Annotated in this window: 15 protein-coding genes; 6 read left to right on the top strand and 9 right to left on the bottom strand. The window is 31.8% G+C overall.

Translation table 11 applies throughout. The features are described from left to right. Window positions 1–54: 54 nt before the first annotated feature. A complete protein-coding gene (mobC, locus tag HX004_RS10690) occupies window positions 55–2061 on the top strand; it encodes a conjugal transfer protein MobC (RefSeq protein WP_286442484.1) in 2007 nt (668 codons plus the stop codon). Window positions 2062–2068: 7 nt separating this feature from the next. Here the strand turns inward: mobC and HX004_RS10685 are convergent, their stop codons facing one another. Beyond that, window positions 2069–2872 (bottom strand): hypothetical protein, encoded by an 804-nt coding sequence (locus HX004_RS10685; RefSeq protein ID WP_286442483.1) that lies wholly within the window; start codon window positions 2870–2872, stop codon window positions 2069–2071. Between the two features lie 197 nt (window positions 2873–3069). Between HX004_RS10685 and HX004_RS10680 the strand changes: the two genes are divergently transcribed. Then, on the top strand, window positions 3070–3540 hold the full coding sequence (locus tag HX004_RS10680) for a JAB domain-containing protein (RefSeq protein ID WP_286442482.1): 471 nt from the start codon (window positions 3070–3072) through the stop codon (window positions 3538–3540). Between the two features lie 44 nt (window positions 3541–3584). Next, window positions 3585–4784 carry a HEPN-associated N-terminal domain-containing protein gene (locus HX004_RS10675; RefSeq protein WP_286442481.1) on the top strand — a complete coding sequence of 400 codons (1200 nt, stop codon included), beginning with the start codon at window positions 3585–3587 and terminating at the stop codon, window positions 4782–4784. A gap of 21 nt (window positions 4785–4805) precedes the next feature. On the opposite strand, the gene HX004_RS10670 is transcribed toward HX004_RS10675, so the two are convergent. The 4 genes from HX004_RS10670 to HX004_RS10655 form a co-directional block, all read right to left on the bottom strand. Then, window positions 4806–6863, bottom strand: coding sequence for a type IA DNA topoisomerase (locus HX004_RS10670; RefSeq protein ID WP_286442480.1), 2058 nt, complete (start codon window positions 6861–6863; stop codon window positions 4806–4808). A gap of 11 nt (window positions 6864–6874) precedes the next feature. Further along, complete coding sequence (locus HX004_RS10665) at window positions 6875–8188, bottom strand: DUF3945 domain-containing protein (RefSeq protein WP_286442478.1); 1314 nt, start codon at window positions 8186–8188, stop codon at window positions 6875–6877. A 101-nt stretch (window positions 8189–8289) separates the two neighbouring features. Next, window positions 8290–8586 carry a helix-turn-helix domain-containing protein gene (locus HX004_RS10660; protein WP_002992173.1) on the bottom strand — a complete coding sequence of 99 codons (297 nt, stop codon included), beginning with the start codon at window positions 8584–8586 and terminating at the stop codon, window positions 8290–8292. 396 nt (window positions 8587–8982) lie between these two features. Continuing rightward, entirely contained in the window at window positions 8983–9207 is a 225-nt protein-coding gene (locus tag HX004_RS10655; protein WP_286442477.1) for a helix-turn-helix domain-containing protein, read from the bottom strand. A gap of 1195 nt (window positions 9208–10402) precedes the next feature. Between HX004_RS10655 and HX004_RS10650 the strand changes: the two genes are divergently transcribed. The 3 genes from HX004_RS10650 to HX004_RS10640 are packed head-to-tail and all read left to right on the top strand — an operon-like array spanning window position 10403 to window position 17422. Next, the gene (locus HX004_RS10650) at window positions 10403–13471 is read left to right on the top strand and encodes a SusC/RagA family TonB-linked outer membrane protein (RefSeq protein ID WP_286442476.1); all 3069 of its coding nucleotides are present in this window, start codon (window positions 10403–10405) and stop codon (window positions 13469–13471) included. Between the two features lie 11 nt (window positions 13472–13482). Next, window positions 13483–14844 carry a RagB/SusD family nutrient uptake outer membrane protein gene (locus HX004_RS10645; RefSeq protein WP_286442475.1) on the top strand — a complete coding sequence of 454 codons (1362 nt, stop codon included), beginning with the start codon at window positions 13483–13485 and terminating at the stop codon, window positions 14842–14844. Then, the gene (locus HX004_RS10640) at window positions 14834–17422 is read left to right on the top strand and encodes an alpha/beta hydrolase family protein (protein ID WP_286442474.1); all 2589 of its coding nucleotides are present in this window, start codon (window positions 14834–14836) and stop codon (window positions 17420–17422) included. The genes HX004_RS10645 and HX004_RS10640 overlap by 11 nt, the downstream gene beginning before the upstream one ends. 34 nt (window positions 17423–17456) lie before the next feature. Here HX004_RS10640 and HX004_RS10635 read toward each other — a convergent pair whose 3' ends face one another. The 4 genes from HX004_RS10635 to HX004_RS10620 all read right to left on the bottom strand — a co-directional run bounded on the left by HX004_RS10635 (window position 17457) and on the right by HX004_RS10620 (window position 20729). Next, window positions 17457–17744 (bottom strand): DUF6520 family protein, encoded by a 288-nt coding sequence (locus HX004_RS10635; protein WP_286442473.1) that lies wholly within the window; start codon window positions 17742–17744, stop codon window positions 17457–17459. Between the two features lie 51 nt (window positions 17745–17795). Further along, window positions 17796–19268 (bottom strand): MauE/DoxX family redox-associated membrane protein, encoded by a 1473-nt coding sequence (locus HX004_RS10630; protein WP_286442472.1) that lies wholly within the window; start codon window positions 19266–19268, stop codon window positions 17796–17798. 73 nt (window positions 19269–19341) lie between these two features. After that, a complete protein-coding gene (locus HX004_RS10625) occupies window positions 19342–19986 on the bottom strand; it encodes a response regulator transcription factor (protein WP_286442471.1) in 645 nt (214 codons plus the stop codon). Beyond that, window positions 19983–20729, bottom strand: coding sequence for a sensor histidine kinase (locus tag HX004_RS10620; RefSeq protein WP_286442470.1), 747 nt, complete (start codon window positions 20727–20729; stop codon window positions 19983–19985). Before HX004_RS10620 ends, HX004_RS10625 begins: the two co-directional genes overlap by 4 nt. Window positions 20730–20978: the final 249 nt, after the last annotated feature.

Here is a 20978-nt window from a genome sequence, read left to right as displayed (position 1 = left end):
GCTTTTAGATTGATACACTAATACTTTAAATCATTAATCTTAATTACATTTATTATGCAATCAGAAGACGATTTAAAAGCTCTTGCTAAAATCTTGGCGTTTATGCGAGCAGTAAGTATTATAATAATACTTATTCACTTATACTGGTACTGTTATTCTTTCTTTTTAAACATAGGAATAACGCACAATGTTGTAGATCGAATACTAGTTAACTTCAATCAAACAGCGGGACTATTTTCTCATTTACTCTATACTAAACTCTTTTGTTTGGTTTTACTCTCTTTAAGCCTGTGGGGAGGCAAAGGTGTAAAACATGAAAAGATAACAGTCTCTAAAATCATAGGTGTTTTTACAGTTGGTTTTTGTCTGTTTTTTTTCAATTTCTTTTTACTTGATTTTGGATATGTTTGGAGTGCTATACTGTATATAGCAAGTACTTTCTTAGGCTATATCTTACTTTTGGTTTCAGGAGCTTGGATTAGTAGGCTCTTAAACGACAACCTTATGCAAGACGTATTTAATTTCGAGAACGAAAGTTTTATGCAAGAGACTCGTCTTATTGAAAATGAATACTCTGTTAACCTTCCTTCAAGGTTTTATTACAAAGGAAGATGGAACAATGGGTGGATCAATATTGTAAATCCTTTTAGAGCTACTATTGTATTGGGTACTCCTGGTTCCGGTAAATCCTATGCTGTGATAAATAGCTTTATCAAGCAACAAATTGAAAAGGGATTCTCCATGTATATCTACGATTTTAAGTTTGATGATTTATCAACTATCGCTTATAATCATTTACTGTTACACAAAGATAAATACGCTATTACTCCCAAGTTCTACGTTATAAACTTTGATGATCCAAGTCGCAGTCATCGTTGTAATCCTATTAACCCATCCTTTATGACAGATATATCTGATGCTTATGAATCAGCTTATACCATTATGCTTAATCTTAACCGCTCGTGGATACAAAAACAAGGTGACTTTTTTGTAGAATCTCCAATCATACTATTAGCAGCTATTATATGGTTTTTAAAGATCTATCAAAATGGAAAGTATTGTACGTTTCCTCACGCTATTGAGCTTTTAAATAAAAAATATGTTGATGTATTTACCATCCTTACCTCCTACTCTGATTTAGAGAATTACCTTTCTCCTTTTATGGACGCTTGGGAAGGCGGAGCGCAAGACCAATTACAAGGGCAAATAGCTTCTGCTAAAATTCCCCTTTCTCGTATGATTTCTCCATCGCTATACTGGGTTATGACAGGAGATGATTTTACTTTGGATATTAATAATCCGGCTGCGCCTAAAATACTCTGTGTGGGAAACAATCCTGATCGTCAAAACATTTACTCTGCTGCTCTTGGGCTTTATAACTCCCGTATTGTAAAACTAATCAATAAAAAAGGCCAACTTAAAAGTTCTGTTATCATAGATGAGTTACCTACTATCTATTTTAGAGGTCTCGATAACCTTATTGCTACTGCTCGTAGTAATAAAGTAGCTGTGTGCTTAGGATTTCAAGATTTCTCACAGCTTAACAGAGATTACGGAGATAAAGAAAGTAAGGTAATTCAAAACACAGTTGGTAATATCTTCTCAGGTCAAGTAGTGGGAGATACAGCTAAAGCACTATCAGAACGCTTTGGCAAAATACTTCAAAAGCGACAAAGTATTTCCATTAATAGAAATGACCGCTCAACCTCCTTCTCTACTCAGCTTGATACGCTTATTCCGGCATCTAAGATATCTACCCTTACCCAAGGAATGTTTGTAGGTGCTGTTTCTGATAATTTTGAACAGCGTATAGAGCAAAAGATATTTCACTCAGAGATAGTGGTTGATAATGAAAAGGTTTCTCAAGAAATGAAATCCTTTCAAAAGATACCTCAGATAACTTCTTTTTTAGATGCTAAGGGTAATAATACATTAGATCAGACGATTCAAGCGAATTACAGGCAAGTTAAACTTGATGTTGAGGCAATTATTGATTTGGAGCTAAAACGCATTGAAAACGATCCTGAATTGGCTCATTTGATTAATAAGAAGATATCATAAAGCTATATTAATGAACATGTCCAATACCATAACAAGCAAAACATATTCCATTTTCAATATGATTATATTCTAAAATAAAACCCTTTCCATGACATCGGTCACAATCAAAGGAATAATCTAGAAGTAATCCTTTTTGGTCCTCAAAACTTTTATTAGGATTAGGATGTTCCCTAAATATAAGGACTGAAGGATTGTTTAACTGATGAACTTCTCTATGACAATTTGAACATAAAGTTATCAATGCAGATAAGTCATAATCCCAAGCATATGCTTCATTTACATAATATCTATGGTGAATTTCAAGAGAATGCCATACGTAACTACCAGGTAAAGTCTTAACTTTTCTTTGTGACTCAAACCAACTAGTATGTTGTTTTACTAATGAATTAAACTTCTTTTCATCATATCCTTTCTTTGCTATACGTCCCATAGGTCCGTTTTTCCAATTTTCAATCTGATCATTAACTTTTATTTGAAATTCTTCATCTGAGATTGGCATACATTTAAAGTAATTAATCTCAATGATATTTTCTAACTTCAATAAAAAATATTCATTTTTCACCCCACATCTTTGACAAGTACAGTTATCTCTCTCTAAGATTTTAATTTTTATATCTAGCCACTCTTTACACAATAATTGATAATGGTAGGGCAACCTATCTTTTAATCTTCCCTTATCATTTGTAAAATCTTGATTAGAAAAAGATGAAAAATTTTGTTTTCTCACAAAATAATATTCAATACGTTTTCTTAAATCTTCATATGTAGGAGGATTATACTTTAAACTACTTTCTTCTCTAATATCTAGCATCTTATATCTAAATTTATTTAGGTAAATGTATTTATTTTTTATCAATTCTCTCACTAAGCAAGGTATTACTCTGCGGTTCGCTTTCAAAAAATTCCCCCATAAATGCTTGACCTTGTCTTCGCTTTATTGCGTTGCTTTTTGCGCTTGCTTAAGCATTACCTATAGCTGCTCCATAATTAATTTAAAAATATAATATTATGGAAAATTCAGTTTTAAACAACAATTGGTTAGTGGCATCAGAGATAGAACTAATCTACAAATCTAAAGTTAAAGCATCTGAAAGACCAAGAATTGAATCTTCTTACTCCGCTTTTGAAGTAGCTTTAAAAGCTTGGGATGAGAATAAAATTGAATTATTAGAACAGTTTAAAGTACTAATGCTTTCAAACAATAATAGAGTACTTGGTGTACTTGAAATTTCATCAGGTGGCATTACTGGAACAGTCGTTGATCTTAGATTGATATTTGCAGCTTTACTAAAGTCTAAAAGCACAGCTTTTATCTTAGTACATAATCACCCATCAGGAAAATTACAACCAAGTGATGCGGATAAACAAATCACTCAAAAGATTAAACAAGCGAGTCAAATACTTGATATTGCTCTTTTAGACCATTTAATAATAACTTCTGAGAGTTATTACTCTTTTGCAGATGAAAGCGTCTTATGATACTTTTATTCTCTACATTTACTAAATCAATAACTATATGTATTATGAGTATCGTAATGGAAGAGGCTCTTCGCTTAGAAGAATTAGGATTAAATAATATCCCTGAAAAATACCTTTGTAATCAACATCTTAATGATAAAGGTATAAAGAAATATATAAATCTAAATGCAAATTTAGGATATTGTGATTATTGTAATAGAAACAAAAAAGTCATATCATTAGAAGAATTAATGGAGTTTTTTATTACTGTAATTAACTCTCACTCATACACTGATCCTGCTAATTTCATGACCTATAATTCTCGAGAAGGAGGTTATATCGGCGAAATATATACCACTAATGAAATTTTAGAGGATCATTTGGGATTAAATATTGATGATTATGATTTATCATCTGATATTAGTAGCTCTATTGATTATTCTAAATGTTGGGCAGAATATAATTTATATCATGAAACCCCACATGAAACAATGTTATATAGTTGGCAATATTTCAAAGAAGTTGTTAATAATAGGTCACGTTATTTCTTTGGTCAAATTAATGATTTGAATTCAGATGATTATTTAATGAATTCAAATCAAATATTTAAAGAAATTAGCAGAGCTGTTAAAAGTTTCAAGCTTATAAAACGACTACCTATTAAAACTACATTTTATAGATGTAGACAGCATATGAAAGAAGATAAAACTGTCTTAACCTCTGAAGGAATGACCTCTCCTCCTGATGAATATGCTATTTATGCTAATAGGATGAGTCCTGCTGGTATATCAATGTTCTATGGGGCATTTGAAGAAGAAACAACATTGTTAGAAGTAATAGATATTAATGACAAAAAAAATTCTTTTTATACTACAGTAGAATTTATTTCAAAAAAAGAATTAAATGTAATTGACTTTACAGCATTACCTAAACCTACTAGTCCTTTTGATTTAAAAAGTTTAAATAATCGTTTCCTAATACAATTTATTAGAGATTTTATCGAAGACTTTTCCGCCCCTATTGAAAAAGATAATAGAACACACATTAACTATGTACCTACGCAAATTGTAACAGAATATTTCAGATTCCCTTTTTCAAATAGATTAAAAGAAGAAAATAAAATTGATGGTATTATTTATCACTCCTCTAAAAACAAAAAAAAAGCATGTGTTCTATTTTTAAATAACAAAGAAAGTCTCAAAGTGTTACACATGAAAAGCGATACGCTAAAAACACAAAAAATAACTAAAAAAAGGAAGCCATAATATAGCTTCCTTTTTTCAATCTTACTTAAATTCAAACCCTGTGGTACAATCTTCTTTCAAAACAAGATAAGCATCAAACTTCTTCCCTACTTTACTTGTCAATCCTTTTAAGAGTTTGGTTTTGCCTTGTTGTACTAGGTCAGTGATATCATCAAGGAATAGTTTAATTCCACAGACCTCTATAAACAATATCCAGTTGCAATCAGGTTCTAAACATTTCACTACTTTTTCTCTTAATTGAAGTGTATGCTGTTTACACTTGGGACAAGATAGATGATCTGTTTCAGTGACTGGTTTAATAGCTAAAAGCTCTGCTGTTATCTCCGAAGTGTAATCTTCAATCTGCCTATGAAAATCTTCCATATCGATTTTATTCTCTTCAATATCTTTAAAAGCAGATTCCCATTTAGCTGTTAGAAGTACATCGGAGATAAGTTTATCCTTAACTATTTCATATACTTTGAGTCCTTTCTCTGTTGGAACAAGCGACTTGGCTTTTCTTGTGATATAACCCCTTTTTAAAAGCGTTTCAATAATAGAAGCTCTTGTAGCTGCAGTTCCAATTCCCATGTCTTTAATAACGTTTTGAAGTGACTTATCCTCTACTTCTTTAGAAGCGTTTTCCATAGCAGAAAGCAGTGTGCTTTCTGTATATAAAGCTTTAGGTCTTGTTGATTTTTCAAGAGCAATTGATTCTTTAATTTTTAGATTCTCGCCTTGTTTTAACTCTGGTAAATCAATTATTATCTCATCAGTAGAAGATAACTCCTTTCTTACCTCTCTCCACCCAAGCTCTATTATTGAAGAAGACTTAAAACTAAACTCATAATCCAAAACATTTAAGGTTACCTCTGTTTGCTTTTTTACACAAGATTCAAATACACTTTCCCATACTCTTTGAGCAATCAAATGATAAATACTCTCTTCTTTAGCGTTAATAGCTGAAGGAAGTCTGTCTGTGGTTAATAGTCCATGATGATCTGTAACCTTTACATCATTTACTATCTTCTTATTAAGCCTTGTCATCTTTACTTTTAAAAGAAAATTACTATACCTGTTATCATCTGAAAGTACCTTCAATAAGTTAGGCACCTCTGCCCATAAATCCTCTGGAATGTACTTACTTGAAGTTCTTGGATAGGTGATAAACTTCTTTTCATACAAGCTTTGAGTAATACTAAGTGTCTCTTCTGCTGAGAACCCAAACAGCTCATTGGCTCTTTTTTGAAGTGAGGTTAAATCAAAAAGAAGTGGGGACTCTTCTCTTATTGTTTTGGTTTCTACTTTTTGTATTTTAACCTCACTTTGTTTGTCAATGAGTTTTAAAGCTTGTTCTGCTTTTTGTTTATCTTCCCATTTATCAGTTGAGAGCGATTTAAATAATATACCTTCTTTTTGATGGACAAGCTCAATTTGATAATAGAGTTTCTTTTTAAAAGACGTGTTCTCTAAATACCGTTTACAAATAAGACTCAGCGTTGGAGTTTGTACTCTACCTAGTGAATACACCGAATCATTCATTGATACAGTTAACGCCTGTGAAGCGTTTACACCAACAAGCCAATCCGCTCTACTTCTACTGTGACCTGCTCTAAAAAGTCCATCAAAAGCGCTTCCATCTTTAAGGTTTTGAAGTCCATCTTTAATTGCTTTTTCAGTAAGTGAACTTATCCACAACCTTTTAAATGGTTTATCACAGTTTAAATACTGGTAGATATATCGAAAGATAAGCTCTCCTTCCCTACCTGCATCAGTGGCTACAATTATCTCAGCACATGTTTTAAAGAGTTTATCAATGACCTTAAGTTGTTTTAAAGCTCCTGGATCAGAAGTGTATTTGTTTTCTTTTTTGACCTTTCTTGGTACTAACAAATAAGACCTTGGTAATATTGGTAAAGCTTCTCTTTTAAAACCTTGAAATCCATAATCCTCTGGCATAGCCAATGATACTAAGTGACCAATTGCCCAAGTAATACAGTAGCCATTTCCTTCAATAAAGCCATCCTTTTTTGTTTTGGCTCCAACAAGTAGAGCTATCTCCCTAGCTACACTTGGTTTTTCTGCAAGAATTACAATCATAGTCTATAGCTTTACATTTTACGTCCTTTTGTTTTTTTAGGCTCGTCCGTTTGTTTTTCTGATTGTGATTGCGCCTTTGACTGCTGTTCTTTGTTCGGGTTTTGGAAAGAGAAATCAGCTAGCTTGGTTTCTTTGTTATACGTCACATAGCCTTGATACGTATTCCCTCTTTTATCTAAAAGATCTTTGACATAAACAGCCTTGCCTTCCAATAAATCACCTTGCTGTTTTTCAGTAAGTTCTTTTCCTCTAAAACTTTTTAAATCATCTGATAGTTGGGATTGGTTTTGCGAGTTATTCTTACTCTGCTTATTGGTATTGTCAAACAAAAACTCAATATGACCTTTAGCTGCGTTAAACTGAATCTCGGCATTAAATAAATTTCCTTTAGCTGAAGTCATTCCCTCTACAAGTAGTGGTTTACCCTCTTTTAAAGTTTGTAGCTGCTGTTCACTAAGTACAATTCCTTTTACTTCGTGTGGCAGTTGCATCTTCTCAACTCTTGTCACTACAAGGTTATTGGTAAGTCTATCTACGCTCACAACCGATGGAATCTTCTCCTTAGTTGTTGGATGGACAAGATCCACTACCCTACCCATATTACCCGTTTTTAAAAGGTTGTGTTTATCCTGCTTTGAAAACTCATGCCCATAGAGCGGTACATTTAAATTGGGATATTTCTTTACTCCTTCCAGTGCCATTACAACCTTACCCTCTTCGTTTTTTTGTAGTGATAATCTTGCATCTAAAGAAAACACAGCTGAGCCCAAATCTAAATTTACAGCTACTAAATCCTTGGTTTTATAACCTTGCAAGAGTGGTTCTAACAAATCCATTTCTTGAAGCTTTTCTTTTGATAGTCCAAGTCTTGAAAGTGAATCCCAATCAATGTCTTTAATATCAAACTTGTTAGAACTATACTGCTCCTGCTCCTTTGTAGGTTCAGCTACTTTGTTCTCTTTCTTTAGCTCATTACCTACTTCAGTTATTTGATGTTTTAAAAACAGTTCATGAGTTGGTCCTGATTGATTCAGTTCTTTTTGCATTTGATTAGCCATCTTAATGGTCAAAAGCTCCGGAACTCTAAAGAAAGTAAACTGTGTTGGATTTTCAAGCTGGCTGAAAAAATTAGAAAAGAAGTTGGAAAAGAAATCTCCGTTACGATCAACTTTTAAAAATTGATTTTGATTCTTTTTAGTTGGTGGTACTGTTTCAAGTTTTCCATCTTTATCTAATCCCTTTACTACTTGAATCTTATTCTGTGTTTTATCATTGACAAGAAGCACGTCGTGCTCTACTTGTCTTTGTGTGGTTTCTGTACTCATAATACCTAGTTTTAAATGATTAAAAACTTAAAACTAAAGCCAAGAGAGCCTGCTCAGTAAATAGTATGCTTTAAAGGTCACTCTTGGCTTTTAGCTGCTATTTACTTCTTGCGTACAGGATGTTTAAAACATTCTCTGATAAACTGATTGACATCTGAGCGTTTGTAGTAGAGTTTACCACTAATTGTATAGTATGGGAGTTTACCGTCTGAGCGGTAACGTTGTAAGGAACGTGGACTTATTTTAAAAAGTGCCATTACATCTTGACTATCTAAAAGCTCTTCTCCATCTATGGTTTGAGTTTTTATAGGGAGATCTTTTATATGTTCTGACAAATGATCGAAGCGTGTCATAATACGCTCCATCCATAAAAGGAATTCTGTGCGATCTATATTCATAATGTTAGAATTTAATAGTTTAATTAAATTTGTTAGCTAACATTACAAAAGAACAAAGCTTGGCAGAATAAATCTGCCAAGCTTTGCCAATGGGTTAATAATAAAAATTAAAAAAAGAAGATTTCTTTTTTAACTTACTTAAGAGTATTATGCAAACACTTAAATTGTCTAAATTCCACACCTGTCGCAGCAACAGATGTTCCAATAGCCCAAAATGTATTAACTAAATTATTAATCATATTTAAACTAAATTGTTTCATGTTTTGTCCCATAAGCATAATTTTTTTATTTAAGAGGTTAGAAAATATTTTCATTACTACTAGAATTAAAATAGCTATTGGAACAATGTTGCTGCTTTCTATCAGATATGGCACTTGTGATGCATCTTATATATTTTTAAAATTTAATATCTAATAATTCTTTTGGGGACATATTTAAACCTTTTGCTAAATCTAGCAAAGTTGTTAAAGAACAATTTCTTTTACCATTTTCTATATCACTAACCGTTCCTTTAGTAATCTTATAGCCGTTAAGAACAACATCATCTTGACTTAGACCTGCACTTTCTCTTAGTTCCTTTATATGCTCACCAAATTTTTTTAAAATTAGTTCTTTTTCCATATTAATTACTGCTTTTTCTACAAATTGCGTAATTAATTACTTCACAAATGTTACAAGTTCTTGTAACAAAACTATTTTTTTGTATATTTGTTTTTATATAAACCTTTTTATTTGGTTTAAGTCTTAATGACACATTTTTATTATATAAGCTAAAGCTTATTTATTTCTCTTATCGAAAACTGGCACTTTTCAATTTAGCAACGAGAAAATAAGTAACTTAGCCCATGACCTAGGCATGGGCTCACTTATTCGTTGCACGGTATGCCAGTACCTCGATTTGGATAATGTGAGTACCCATGCCAACTTATTTTATATAGGCTTGTCATTTACTTCTCACTTTATTGAAATTCTTAAGTTTCGCTTTATATTAAACATACTACAGACTTCTAAACTATACCGTCTCCCAATTTGGTATATAGAGGTATTAAAACAAAGGTAGATTTGTTTAGTGTTCGTTATTTTATGAATGCTTGCAATACCTTATCTATCCTTAATGGACTTATCGAATGTTCTATTCGAGAATTTATCAATTATTACATTTTATTAAAACAACAAATTAGTAACTAAACTCACATTTAGCCTATGATTAATTTTTAGTTTAACTAAATCACATTGTTGTAGTTGTATCTAGCATGACTTGTCAATGTTGGATGGCTACCCTATTATCTATTTAGTTAGCATAATACACTTTTTACGCTAGGTCCAAAAACAGTTTTTGGATGCGTACAGGATATCTATTGCCTTTTAATTCACATCTATATAATTCGTTCATCCATTCGGTTATAAGGCAATATTAATTAGTTAGTAAGGGAAAAATGCTATGAAATAAGACTTTCCTACTGTTCTATTATTAATTATTAATCACACTTAAAACTATTTTATTATGGAAAAAACCGCTTACTATCTTGGTGTATCTAGGTTGGTTATAATGTAGACGTCCACCTGTAGTAAGCACAAAAACTCACAAACATTGTGTGGCTTAAAGGGAGTTTTGAGCCATGCTAAAAGTCCATGGCTATCTCCTTGCTCTTTTGCATTTTGGGAGACGTGCTTAGAGTGAAGGAGATAGTTTTTTATTATCTATTACAAATTACCCATTAACTAACCTTTTGGTGCAACTGGCCGATCAAAGTACTACGGCAATATGAATCTTGATGATTTAAAGGCTTGTTGTATCAAAATCAATTATAAAATTATGAAAACTCAAATTTTGACCACTTGTGGTTATAGGATAGCTATGCTTGTTAGCCTTTTAATTATCTATCCAACTTATGCCGTATCAAATGATAATCATTTGTTTTTTAATGCTTCTTACCTATTGCAAGATAAGCAGCAAAAAGGAATTATAAAACTCTCAGGAACCGTAAAAGACGCTCAAGGTGTTCTTGGTGGAGTGATTGTATCGGTTGGTAACAAAACTGTAGCCACTGATCTTGATGGAAAATATTCAATCGATATAGCTGTTGGAGATCGGATTACCTTTTCAATACTCGGTTATAAAGAGCGATCCATGGTGTACTCAAGTAGTATGGGAGCCGTTTTAAATATTGAGCTACTTGAGGATACTACAACACTTGACGAAATTGTAGTTAACGCTGGTTACTACACAGTAAAAGACCGAGAACGAACTGGAAGTATTGCAAGAGTGACTGCAAAGGATATCGAGTTTCAGCCAGTTTTGAATCCACTTCAAGCAATTCAAGGTAGAATGGCCGGTGTTAGTATTACTCAAAACACTGGGGTTGCTGGCGGAGGATTTGATATACAGATTCGTGGTCGAAATAGTCTGCGCCGATATCAAAATAACACGATCAATGGTAATGCACCTCTTTATGTTATAGATGGGGTTGTTATTCCTAATTCAAACTTAGTTAATTCCTCTTTATCAGTTTCTATACTTCCCATGAGTGATACTAATATCTTAAATGCTATAAATCCATCTGATATTGAAAGTATAGAGATCCTCAAAGATGCAGATGCTACAGCTATCTATGGTTCTCGTGGAGCAAATGGAGTAGTTCTTATAACAACAAAGAAAAACAAATCAGATCAACTTTCTTTTACCCTCTCCTCTTCTACGTCGTTTAGCAAAGTTGCAAATAAGATGAAACTTTTAAATACCGAGCAGTTTAACAAAATGAGAGATGAGGCGTTTAAAAATGATGGACTTACCTCTTATCCAGCTGATGCTCTAGATATGAATGGTACGTGGGATAGAAATCGTTATACTGATTGGCAAAAAGAACTTATTGGAAAAACTGCTCTTAGTCAAAATATACAATTAGGAATAAGCGGAGGAAGCAAAACAACTTACTTTTCTAGTTCTGTAAGCCAAGCAACCCAAACAACTGTATTTCCTACAGATAAAGGATTTAAAAGAAATACTTTTCTATTTAATGTAAATCATAGTAGTAAAGATAGACGGTTTAGTCTTAATAGCTCCACTAATTATTCTTTACAAAGCAATAATCTTATAGCAACTGACCTAACTACAAATGCTCTAGCCTTATCCCCTAACGCACCTAGTTTGTATAATCCTGATGGAAGCCTAAATTGGGGGTTTGATGGAGAAACAAATCCAATATCTTCAATGCAGGAGACCTATAAAAATGATAATAGTAATCTTGTTCTAAATATTGATTTAAATTATGAACTATTTAAAAACACATTTTTAAAATTAAATGCCGGTTATAATAGATCTAATATAGAAGAGAAAAAACTTACGCCTCACACAATCCACAATCCTATTAGAAACTATACATCAGAACAATCTAAATCTGAAAATACTTTAAGAGATAATAAATCTTATATACTAGAACCCCAGATTAATTACCTATTCAACAAGGATAAATTGGCTATAAATACACTTGTTGGGATGACATATCAAGAAAATAGCACTAACGCTTTACACTTAACAGGATATGGTTTTCAAACCAATGATTTTATATCAAATATAGCCGCTGCTAAAACAAAAGGAGTAGCTCAATCGGCCCAACTTCAATATAAATATGTTGCTGTTTTTGGAAGGATTAATTTCAACTATGATAGTAAATATTTATTGAATATTACAGCACGACGTGATGGTTCTTCTCGTTTTGGAGATAACAATAAATTCGGGAATTTTGGAGCCATTGGTGCTGCATGGATATTTTCGAAAGAAAATTTACTCATTGATTCCTCATGGCTAAGTTTTGGTAAACTACGAGCAAGTTATGGAACTTCTGGTAATGATAATATAGGAGATTATCAATATTTAGATACTTATACTCTAGAGCCTAACAAATATGATGACCTTACAGGGCTTAAACCTTCAAGGTTATATAACCCTGATTTTAGTTGGGAAAAAACTAAAAAACTAGAAACGGCTCTTGAGATTGTTTTGTTTAATGATAGATTACAATTTGAGCTTGCCTGGTATAGAAATACATCATCCAATCAACTTGTTGGAATTCCATTACCTGGTACTACAGGGTTCTCTTCAATTCAAGACAATCTTCCTGCAAAGGTTGAAAATAAAGGCTGGGAGTTTAGTTTAAACGTTGAAAATATTAAAACAAAAGATTTTACCTGGATAACTAGTTTTAATATTTCTTTTCCTAAAAACACTTTGCTTTCTTTTCCCCATCTAGAAAGCTCGACTTATGCAAATCAGTTTATTGTAGGCAAAAGTACTAGCGTTCTTAGATTATACAATTTTGAAGGAATAGATCCTTTAACTGGACACTATACATTTACGGATTACAATAAAGATGGAAAAATCACAGCAATTGATGATAGACAAAATGTAAAGGAAATTAAAGTAGATTATCACGGTGGTTTACAAAATACACTAAACTATAAAAACTTTAGTCTTGACTTCTTATTTCAGTTTGTAAAGCAGACAAATTATAATCATAATTTTAATCTAAGCACTCCAGGAACTCTTGCTAATCAACCTATTGAAGTACTCAATAGTTGGTCACCTGTTAATACAAATAGTAGCTATGGATACTTTACAACAGGAATGGATCAAGCAATAATAAATCAAATTACAACTTATACTAGTAGCAATATGATTATTGGCGATGCTTCTTATATAAGACTCAAAAATCTCTCATTATCTTATCAATTAAAGTTACCCAAAATTGAATCTTTACGACTTTATTTTCAAGGTCAAAATCTTTGGACAATCACAAATTACTACGGTTTAGATCCAGAATTTACAGCTTTTGGCTACCTACCGCCTTTAAAAACATATGCCTTTGGTATACAATTAACCCTTTAAATAAAATAGTTATGAAAAATTGGATATATACAAGCTTATTTCTAATAAGCATACTAACACTTCAATCTTGTGAGAAAATGATTGACATAGATCTACCTACAGATCAAATAAATACAGAAGGTGTATTTAAAGATAGACGTAGTGCTACTTCAGCCTTAACTAATCTTTATATAAATCTTCGAGAATCCTCTACTTACAGTGGAAATAGTCAAGGAATTGGTACTCAATTGGGCTTGTATGCAGACGAGTTAGAACCTATTTCAATAGCTCCAACCGAAGATAGTGCATTACTTTTCAATAATATGATTGATCCTACTCGAGGTATAATTGAAAAATTCTGGAATACTTCTTATTCACATATTTATACAATCAACTCCTTTATTAACGGAGTAACAAAGTCTACAGGAATTACTGATAAAGATAAAGCATCGTTTATAGCAGAGTCTTATGTTTTAAGAGCCATGTATTATCAAACACTAACACAACTCTTTGGAGATATTCCCTATACTATCTCTACAGATTATAAAGTAAATACCACTATTAAAAAAACATCGCATTTAGAGATTTTAGCCAAGATAGAACACGACCTACTAATTGCTTTAGAATCTCTTTCATATAATGATAGATCTTCTAATAAGTACTATGTCAATAAAGCTGTGGCTGAACTCATTTTAGCTAAAAACTATTTACTTCAAAAAAACTATGATAAAACAGAGATGTATATAAAACTTGTAATAGATAATCCCTTATATAGCCTGGAAACTGATTTATCACAAGTATTTAAAAATACAGCGAAAAGCACCTTATGGCAGTTAAGTAATAATAATCCTACAGCAGCTACTTATGAAGCGAGTAATTATACAATGCTTGTTAGTGATTGGCCCTATAGACTGAATCCTGTCTTACTAAACTCTTTCCAAGATAATGATCTCAGAAAAACAAATTGGACTAATGAATTTTCTTCCACAAATTCTAGCTACAATTATAAATATAAAAACGCTTTAGATAATACAGATGAATGTTCAATTCTATTTAGAATAGAGGAAGCTTACTTTATATTATCAGAGGCCCTTATTTATCAGAATAAAGAAAAAGAAGCTATTTACTATATCAACAAAATTAGACTTAGATCTGGTTTAGATCCCCTACCAGATACATTAAGCAGAGAAGAAACTCTATTGGCATTGTTGGAAGAGAGTAGAAAAGAGTTTTTTCTAGAACATGCGAGACGTTTTTTTGATCTAAAAAGAAATGACAAACTCTCTTTTTTAAAAGAATCAAAACCCAACTGGCAAGACAAACACGCTCTACTTCCCTACCCTGAGAAAGAACTACTTATTAATCCTAACCTAAACCCTCAAAATGAATATTAAGATAAAAGCTCTCTTGTATACGATACTTTACTTTTTTTTTGGTGTCTTACAAGTTTCTGCACAGACTATTAATAATAGTCAAGAATATAATGAACTTAGTAATAGTGTGATCTCTAAAAATGGTAAAATATCTGTTGTATATAAATACTATAAATTTGAAGCTAAAAGAGATAGTGTTTTTATATTTAATAATGGAAAACTAGTACTTAGCAAACAAACAAATCTTCTCTATGAACAGTTTAAAGACAATTCGTTCTCTAGCTATAATATAGAAAAAGAAGAACTTGAAATATTAGATGGGACAACCTTTAAAACACATATTATCTCTAATGTAGCTAATCCAATATTAATGCCAGATTTGGGACTTGTTTTCTACTTAGAAACTAACACTAATACTTATAAATTAATTAAAGTGCTACCTAATAAGATTCAAGAAATATGGAGTAGTCCCAATTCATTAATTAACTTTACGAATATCAGTGATGACAAACAGAAACTCTTAATTCAATACAAAGATCTTGAAAAAGGAGTTGAAATTATTGATTTAATTAATTTTAAAAAAACACTAAACAAAGATATCACTCATCCGATTAAACAAGCCAAATGGAGTAAAAAACATACTATTGTATTTTTATTACCAATTTCAATTAGCGATGATAAATACCCTTATCTCACTTTCTATAACTACAAGACTAATAGTAGTGAAAAATGTACTTTAAATGACCAAGTTCATTATAACGATTTAGAATCTATAAGTAATAACAGTTTTAAAATAACACAATTTTATTCGTTAGGACGTAAGCCTTATAATACAAAAGCAATGGAAATTTGGAGCACAAAAGATCGTTTCTTAAGAAATATATTAGCTAACTCAACTAGTGAAACAAACAAGACCGATGGCCATATTATTTTTGATTATGCTCAACAGAAAGTTTATCAACCTGAAGCTCTAGATAATCACGAGTCGGTTCCAATAAACGACAACACACTACTTGTCTATGATTCCAATCAATACTACAATTATTCTTATCAATGGTCTTCAAGACCTAGAGACATCAATCTTTACGATATTAAACATAATAAATTAACGAATATTGTTAAGCAACAAGAATCTCCCTTTAATACAACAAGCTTGTCACCTAGAGGAAACTATTTTATATACATAAAAGATGATACTGTGTATTTTTATAACATATTAAATCGAATAGTTGAAAGCACATTTAAAACTAAACACAATTACAATGGCTTAAAAGTATCAAGGCTCAGAGCTTGGTCTGACAATGAAAGATTCTTTTATTTTGTTTCTGATTTTAACTTAATGCAATATGATACAAAAAATAAAGAATTCAAGATGATTATCAAGAGTAACAATCTTGATTCGCGCTATGAAATTCTTAACACTTCTCTTGATAAAAGCTTATTTAATACAAAAACAGAATTACATTTTCAGTCTGTTCTAAATAACAACAATACCTTACTAATTAAAATATCAAACATAAAAAACAATACTCAGTCACTTATATTAATTGAGAATGGCCAGGAAAAAACCATCGTTAAAAACACCAAAGACTATATCTCGGACATTAAATACAGTGAAAATTTTAAAACAATTACCTATTCTTTAGAGAACTTTAATAAGCCTAAAACGGTTTATGTTTATCAAAATAATAGAACTAACCTTCTGTTAGAGAATACTATGTCCAAATCACTTTATGCTTGGAAAAAACAAAAAATAGTTTTTTACAAAGACCAATATGGCAATAATTTAAAAGGTGTATTGTTTTATCCAAAAGATTTCGATCCTTATAAAAAGTATCCAATGATAACTCATATCTATGAAATACAAAACTATTTAGCTAACAGGTTCTCTTATCCTAGCTATTTCAATGAAGATGGTTTCAATTTAACCCTTTTGCAAAATAAGAACTATTTTATCTTTTATCCAGATATATTAGACACACATCAAGGCACTGGGTTATCGGCACTTCATTGTGTAGAAGAAAGTTTAAGATCAGTTTTAAAAGAAGAAACAGCAATTGATGAAGAGAATCTAGGATTATTCGGATTCTCCCATGGAGGATACCAAACGAACTTTATTATGACTCAAACAAATCTATTTAAAGCTGCTGTAAGTGGTGCAGGAAATTCCGATATTATACGATCTTATTTTTCTTATAATGAAAATTTCACATCTCCATTTTTCTTTCAATTTGAAAATGGTCAATACAAAATGCCTAAAACATTTAGTGAAGATAAAGAACAGTATCTTTTAAATTCTCCTATTCTATTTGCTGATCAAATTAAAGCTCCAATACTAACTTTTACAGGTAAAAAAGATGAAAATATTCATTGGGAACAACAAAGAGAATTTTTTATTGCGATGTTACGCTATAATATTCCGCATGTAGCCTTATTCTATAAAGAAGAAGGACATGGCCTCTCAAAACAGGAAAATCAAATCGATATAACCAAGAGACTATTCAACTGGTTTGATTATTTCCTAAAGGGCGAGAATACACCAGACACATACTGGGTAAAATATAATACTACCTTTGAAGAGAACAGAATGATTAACTAAATAGAAGACGCCCCATGATAAGGGCGTCTTTTTTTTATGGTTTAATATAAAGAGGTTTTGTACATGCTGTTCTACCTAATTTAGAATCAAACTGCATTCCATATAAATTATGAGTTACAGATCCTACTTTCCATGTACATGTTACTGTTCCATCAGTATCACAACTCGCCCTTTGTATGCATTCAATACCTACATTATCTAGTTGTTGATATCCCTGTTCTGCTGCAAATGTGCTTTTCATTGCATTTGTTGCAAATGCTGCTCCAATAGCCATTACAAATACTGCAATTGGCATTGCTGCTGTTTTAAAAAACTTTTTCATCTTGATAAAATTTATTGGTTGATAGCTTATTTTTTAAAGTGAAGCCAAACTTTACTCAAACTTATCTGTTAGTGATTTGGCCATTCGATAACGGACAAGCTTTTGATCAAATAAACCATAGAGATAATGGTCTGTGACAATTAAATCAGTAAGCTTGCTATCCCCTAGGTGATAGATATAAAAGCTAGCTACATAATTGTCTTTTTTAAAGTCGTAGATATCAACAATACTAGCTTGTTTCCAGATAGCTTTGGACTCGTTTTGTCCGAGAGAATTTGATACAATAAACAAGAGATTGTTTTTAACCACTACTTTTTTGTTTATAGCGCTTATAGGTGTTGTCATTTTGTTTTCTCCTGTACTTAGTTTAGAAGAAGTTATAGTTACAGCTTTAGTTGTATCTATAGTGTGCCGTTGACTAATTAAATCCAAAGTTTCACTAATCAAAATGTATTTATTCTTGTAGAAATATGTATAGAGCAACGTTTTGTGTTCTTTACTAAAGCTGAAAATACCGTCACTATCAAATACTCCATCAGAATCACTCTCTAGCAGAGTTGAATTTAAAGAGACTCTTGGAGTAGTCTTCGTATTAATTAGTCCTAAAATATTATTGTAGTCTTCACTACTTTGACTTTTAATGGCAATAGAAGTTGAATCTAAAGGGATATAATCGGTAAAATAGGCTTCTCCAAAACTGAATATTTCTGTAGTCTTGGTCTTTTCATTGGAATTAAGCATCCCTTTATAGACAATTGGAATTGAACCATCTGCTAAATAGAAATTGGGATAATCAGTCTTTAATCGTAAATATCGATATCCAAATTGTGTAGAGTCAATTTGAATGGTGAAATCTTCTCTATTTAGAAGTGAATCAACACTTATAAAAATAAGGGGAGATACACTATTACCTAAATAAACTTTGTTTTTATTATAGCCTGAGAAATAAAAAGTATTTACGCTTAAATCTAGGGTATCATCTTCTACCACGCCATGCGGCAAATACCTTCTAATAAAAGGATTCTCTTTTTTTATAATATGTTCAGAAGATAAAAAAAGCAGGATAACAACTAAACTACTTATAATTGTTGTGAGGATTGATACAAGATAAAATCGTTTTCTTTTCTGATCATGAAAAAATAAAGCAACTAAAGCCAGTAGACTTACAATGATATTAAACCACAAATGCTCAGTCCATCCCATTTTTTCAAGTATTCCCCCACAAGAACAAGGGATGAAATCGCTGTAGTTTAATATCAAATAAATATAGAGAGTAAATGCAACCATAAGCCCATAACTAAGATAAAGCCCTAGGAGTCTTGTTGTTTTAGTACAAAGCAGTAAAGCAAATAATAGTTCGGCTCCTAGCACTAAATAAGCAATGATATTTGCGTAAGCGCTAAGCAGTGGGGACTGTGTTAGTTGAACCTGGAAGGCTTCAAAGGTAATGAGCTTACTTATGGCTGCATATACAAAAAGTAAAATATAGAAGTAGGATATTATAAGGACGTATTTGGCTTTCATGGTGATTGAATTTTGGGATAATCAAAACTACAATTCACTATAATTCAAATCAATACGTATTTTTACTATAAAATTATTCAATTTCTTCTAGTAGAAGATATCCATTAGATAAGGCATACATAAGAACACCTATAAAGCTAAAACTTTTCGTTTTTTCAAGTAATGCTTCTTTGTGTTTCTCTACTGTTCTTGTACTACAACACAAAGTATCTGCAATTTGTTTTGCGCTATATTGTAAGGCAAAAAGCTTTATAATACTCAGCTCTCTTTCAGTAAAATATGTAATACCTTGACTGATGTTACTTAAGTTTTCTTGGATCTTATGATATATTTCTTTATCGTAATAATAGCCTTTTTTGCACACCACTTTTATTGCTTTTTTTATAGTGGATGTATTGGCTACCTTAGAAACGTATCCCGATACATTACGAGCAATCATACGCTTGATATGCCCAATATTAGTGTAACTACTTAAAATGATAATCTTTATGTGTGGGTATTGTAAATTAAGTTCTTTTGCCGTTGTAAACCCATCCATTACAGGCATACTGATATCCAAAAAAACAACATCCACTTCTTGTGTTTTTAAATGCTCTAAAAGCTCCTGCCCGTTAGATACGCTCACAACCAGTTCTACATTTTTTATAGCATCCAGTGATAAGGCAAAACCTCCCCTATACATTACATGATCATCAGCTATGGCTATGCGAATACTCATAATCTGTCTATTTTAATACTTATATCATTATTCCCTTGTTTACTCTTGTGAGTAAACATTGCCTTTATGTGTTTTGTTCGAGTTAAAATATTTACAAGTCCTATCCCCTTTTTCTCCTTACTCAAAGCCATAAAGTCATAGGCAATCCCATCGTCTTTTATCTTTAAAAACAAGTGATTCATATTCCAATACGCACCGATTGTTACCTTAGTAGCATTGCTGTGTTTTAAGATGTTCTGGACAATTTCCTGCAGACTTCGATAGAGTTCAATCTTTTGGGTATTGGATAAAACAAACGTCTGTCTATTGGTGGTGAAATCAATTTGAATCAAACCAACTTTCTGAATTCTGCTAACATATTGTTTTATTATATCAACAATTCGATACTCTTCTATATCGGAAGGATATAGATTATAACATAGATTAAGGGCATTTTGATAGCTACTTTGAACTGCTTCTTTTAAAGAAGTGATTAAATACTCCTCTTTATTTTTGTCCTTTTTATTGTCTAGGTGTTCCATGTATTTTAATACAGCTGCTAGATCACTACAGATTCCATCGTGTATCTCTTGAGACAAAGCTCGCATCTGATGATGCTCAATCTGAATTCTTACGTTTTGCTGCTGTTCTAATTGACGTATCATTCCTTTTTGATAAATATAGATCAAAACTAGTACTAAACTAAAAAGGCAAAGTGTCATAGCAGTACCAAGCCAAAACATCAAGGTTAAATCATTTTCCATACTCCTAGAATTATCATTATTCGAAAAAACAAAGTAGCGATCACATTTACAATCCAATAGTCATATAAATACAGATTCAAACTATAAACGTGTGGCACTAAAACAAAAAAGAAAATTGTATTGAGGTAATACATAAATAGCCCAACAATAAAATAAAATGCAGGGGTATTATAGAGCCTTACAACACTACGCCGGCTAAACAATTGGCCTAGCCAATAAAAAGTTCCAGCAAAGACCAACACACTTACC

It is taken from the genome of Myroides sp. 1354 (assembly GCF_030324495.1).
GTDB lineage: Bacteria > Bacteroidota > Bacteroidia > Flavobacteriales > Flavobacteriaceae > Flavobacterium.
The sequence above is the reverse complement of the archived record's forward strand: the minus strand, read 5'-3'. Positions and strand labels throughout refer to the sequence as shown.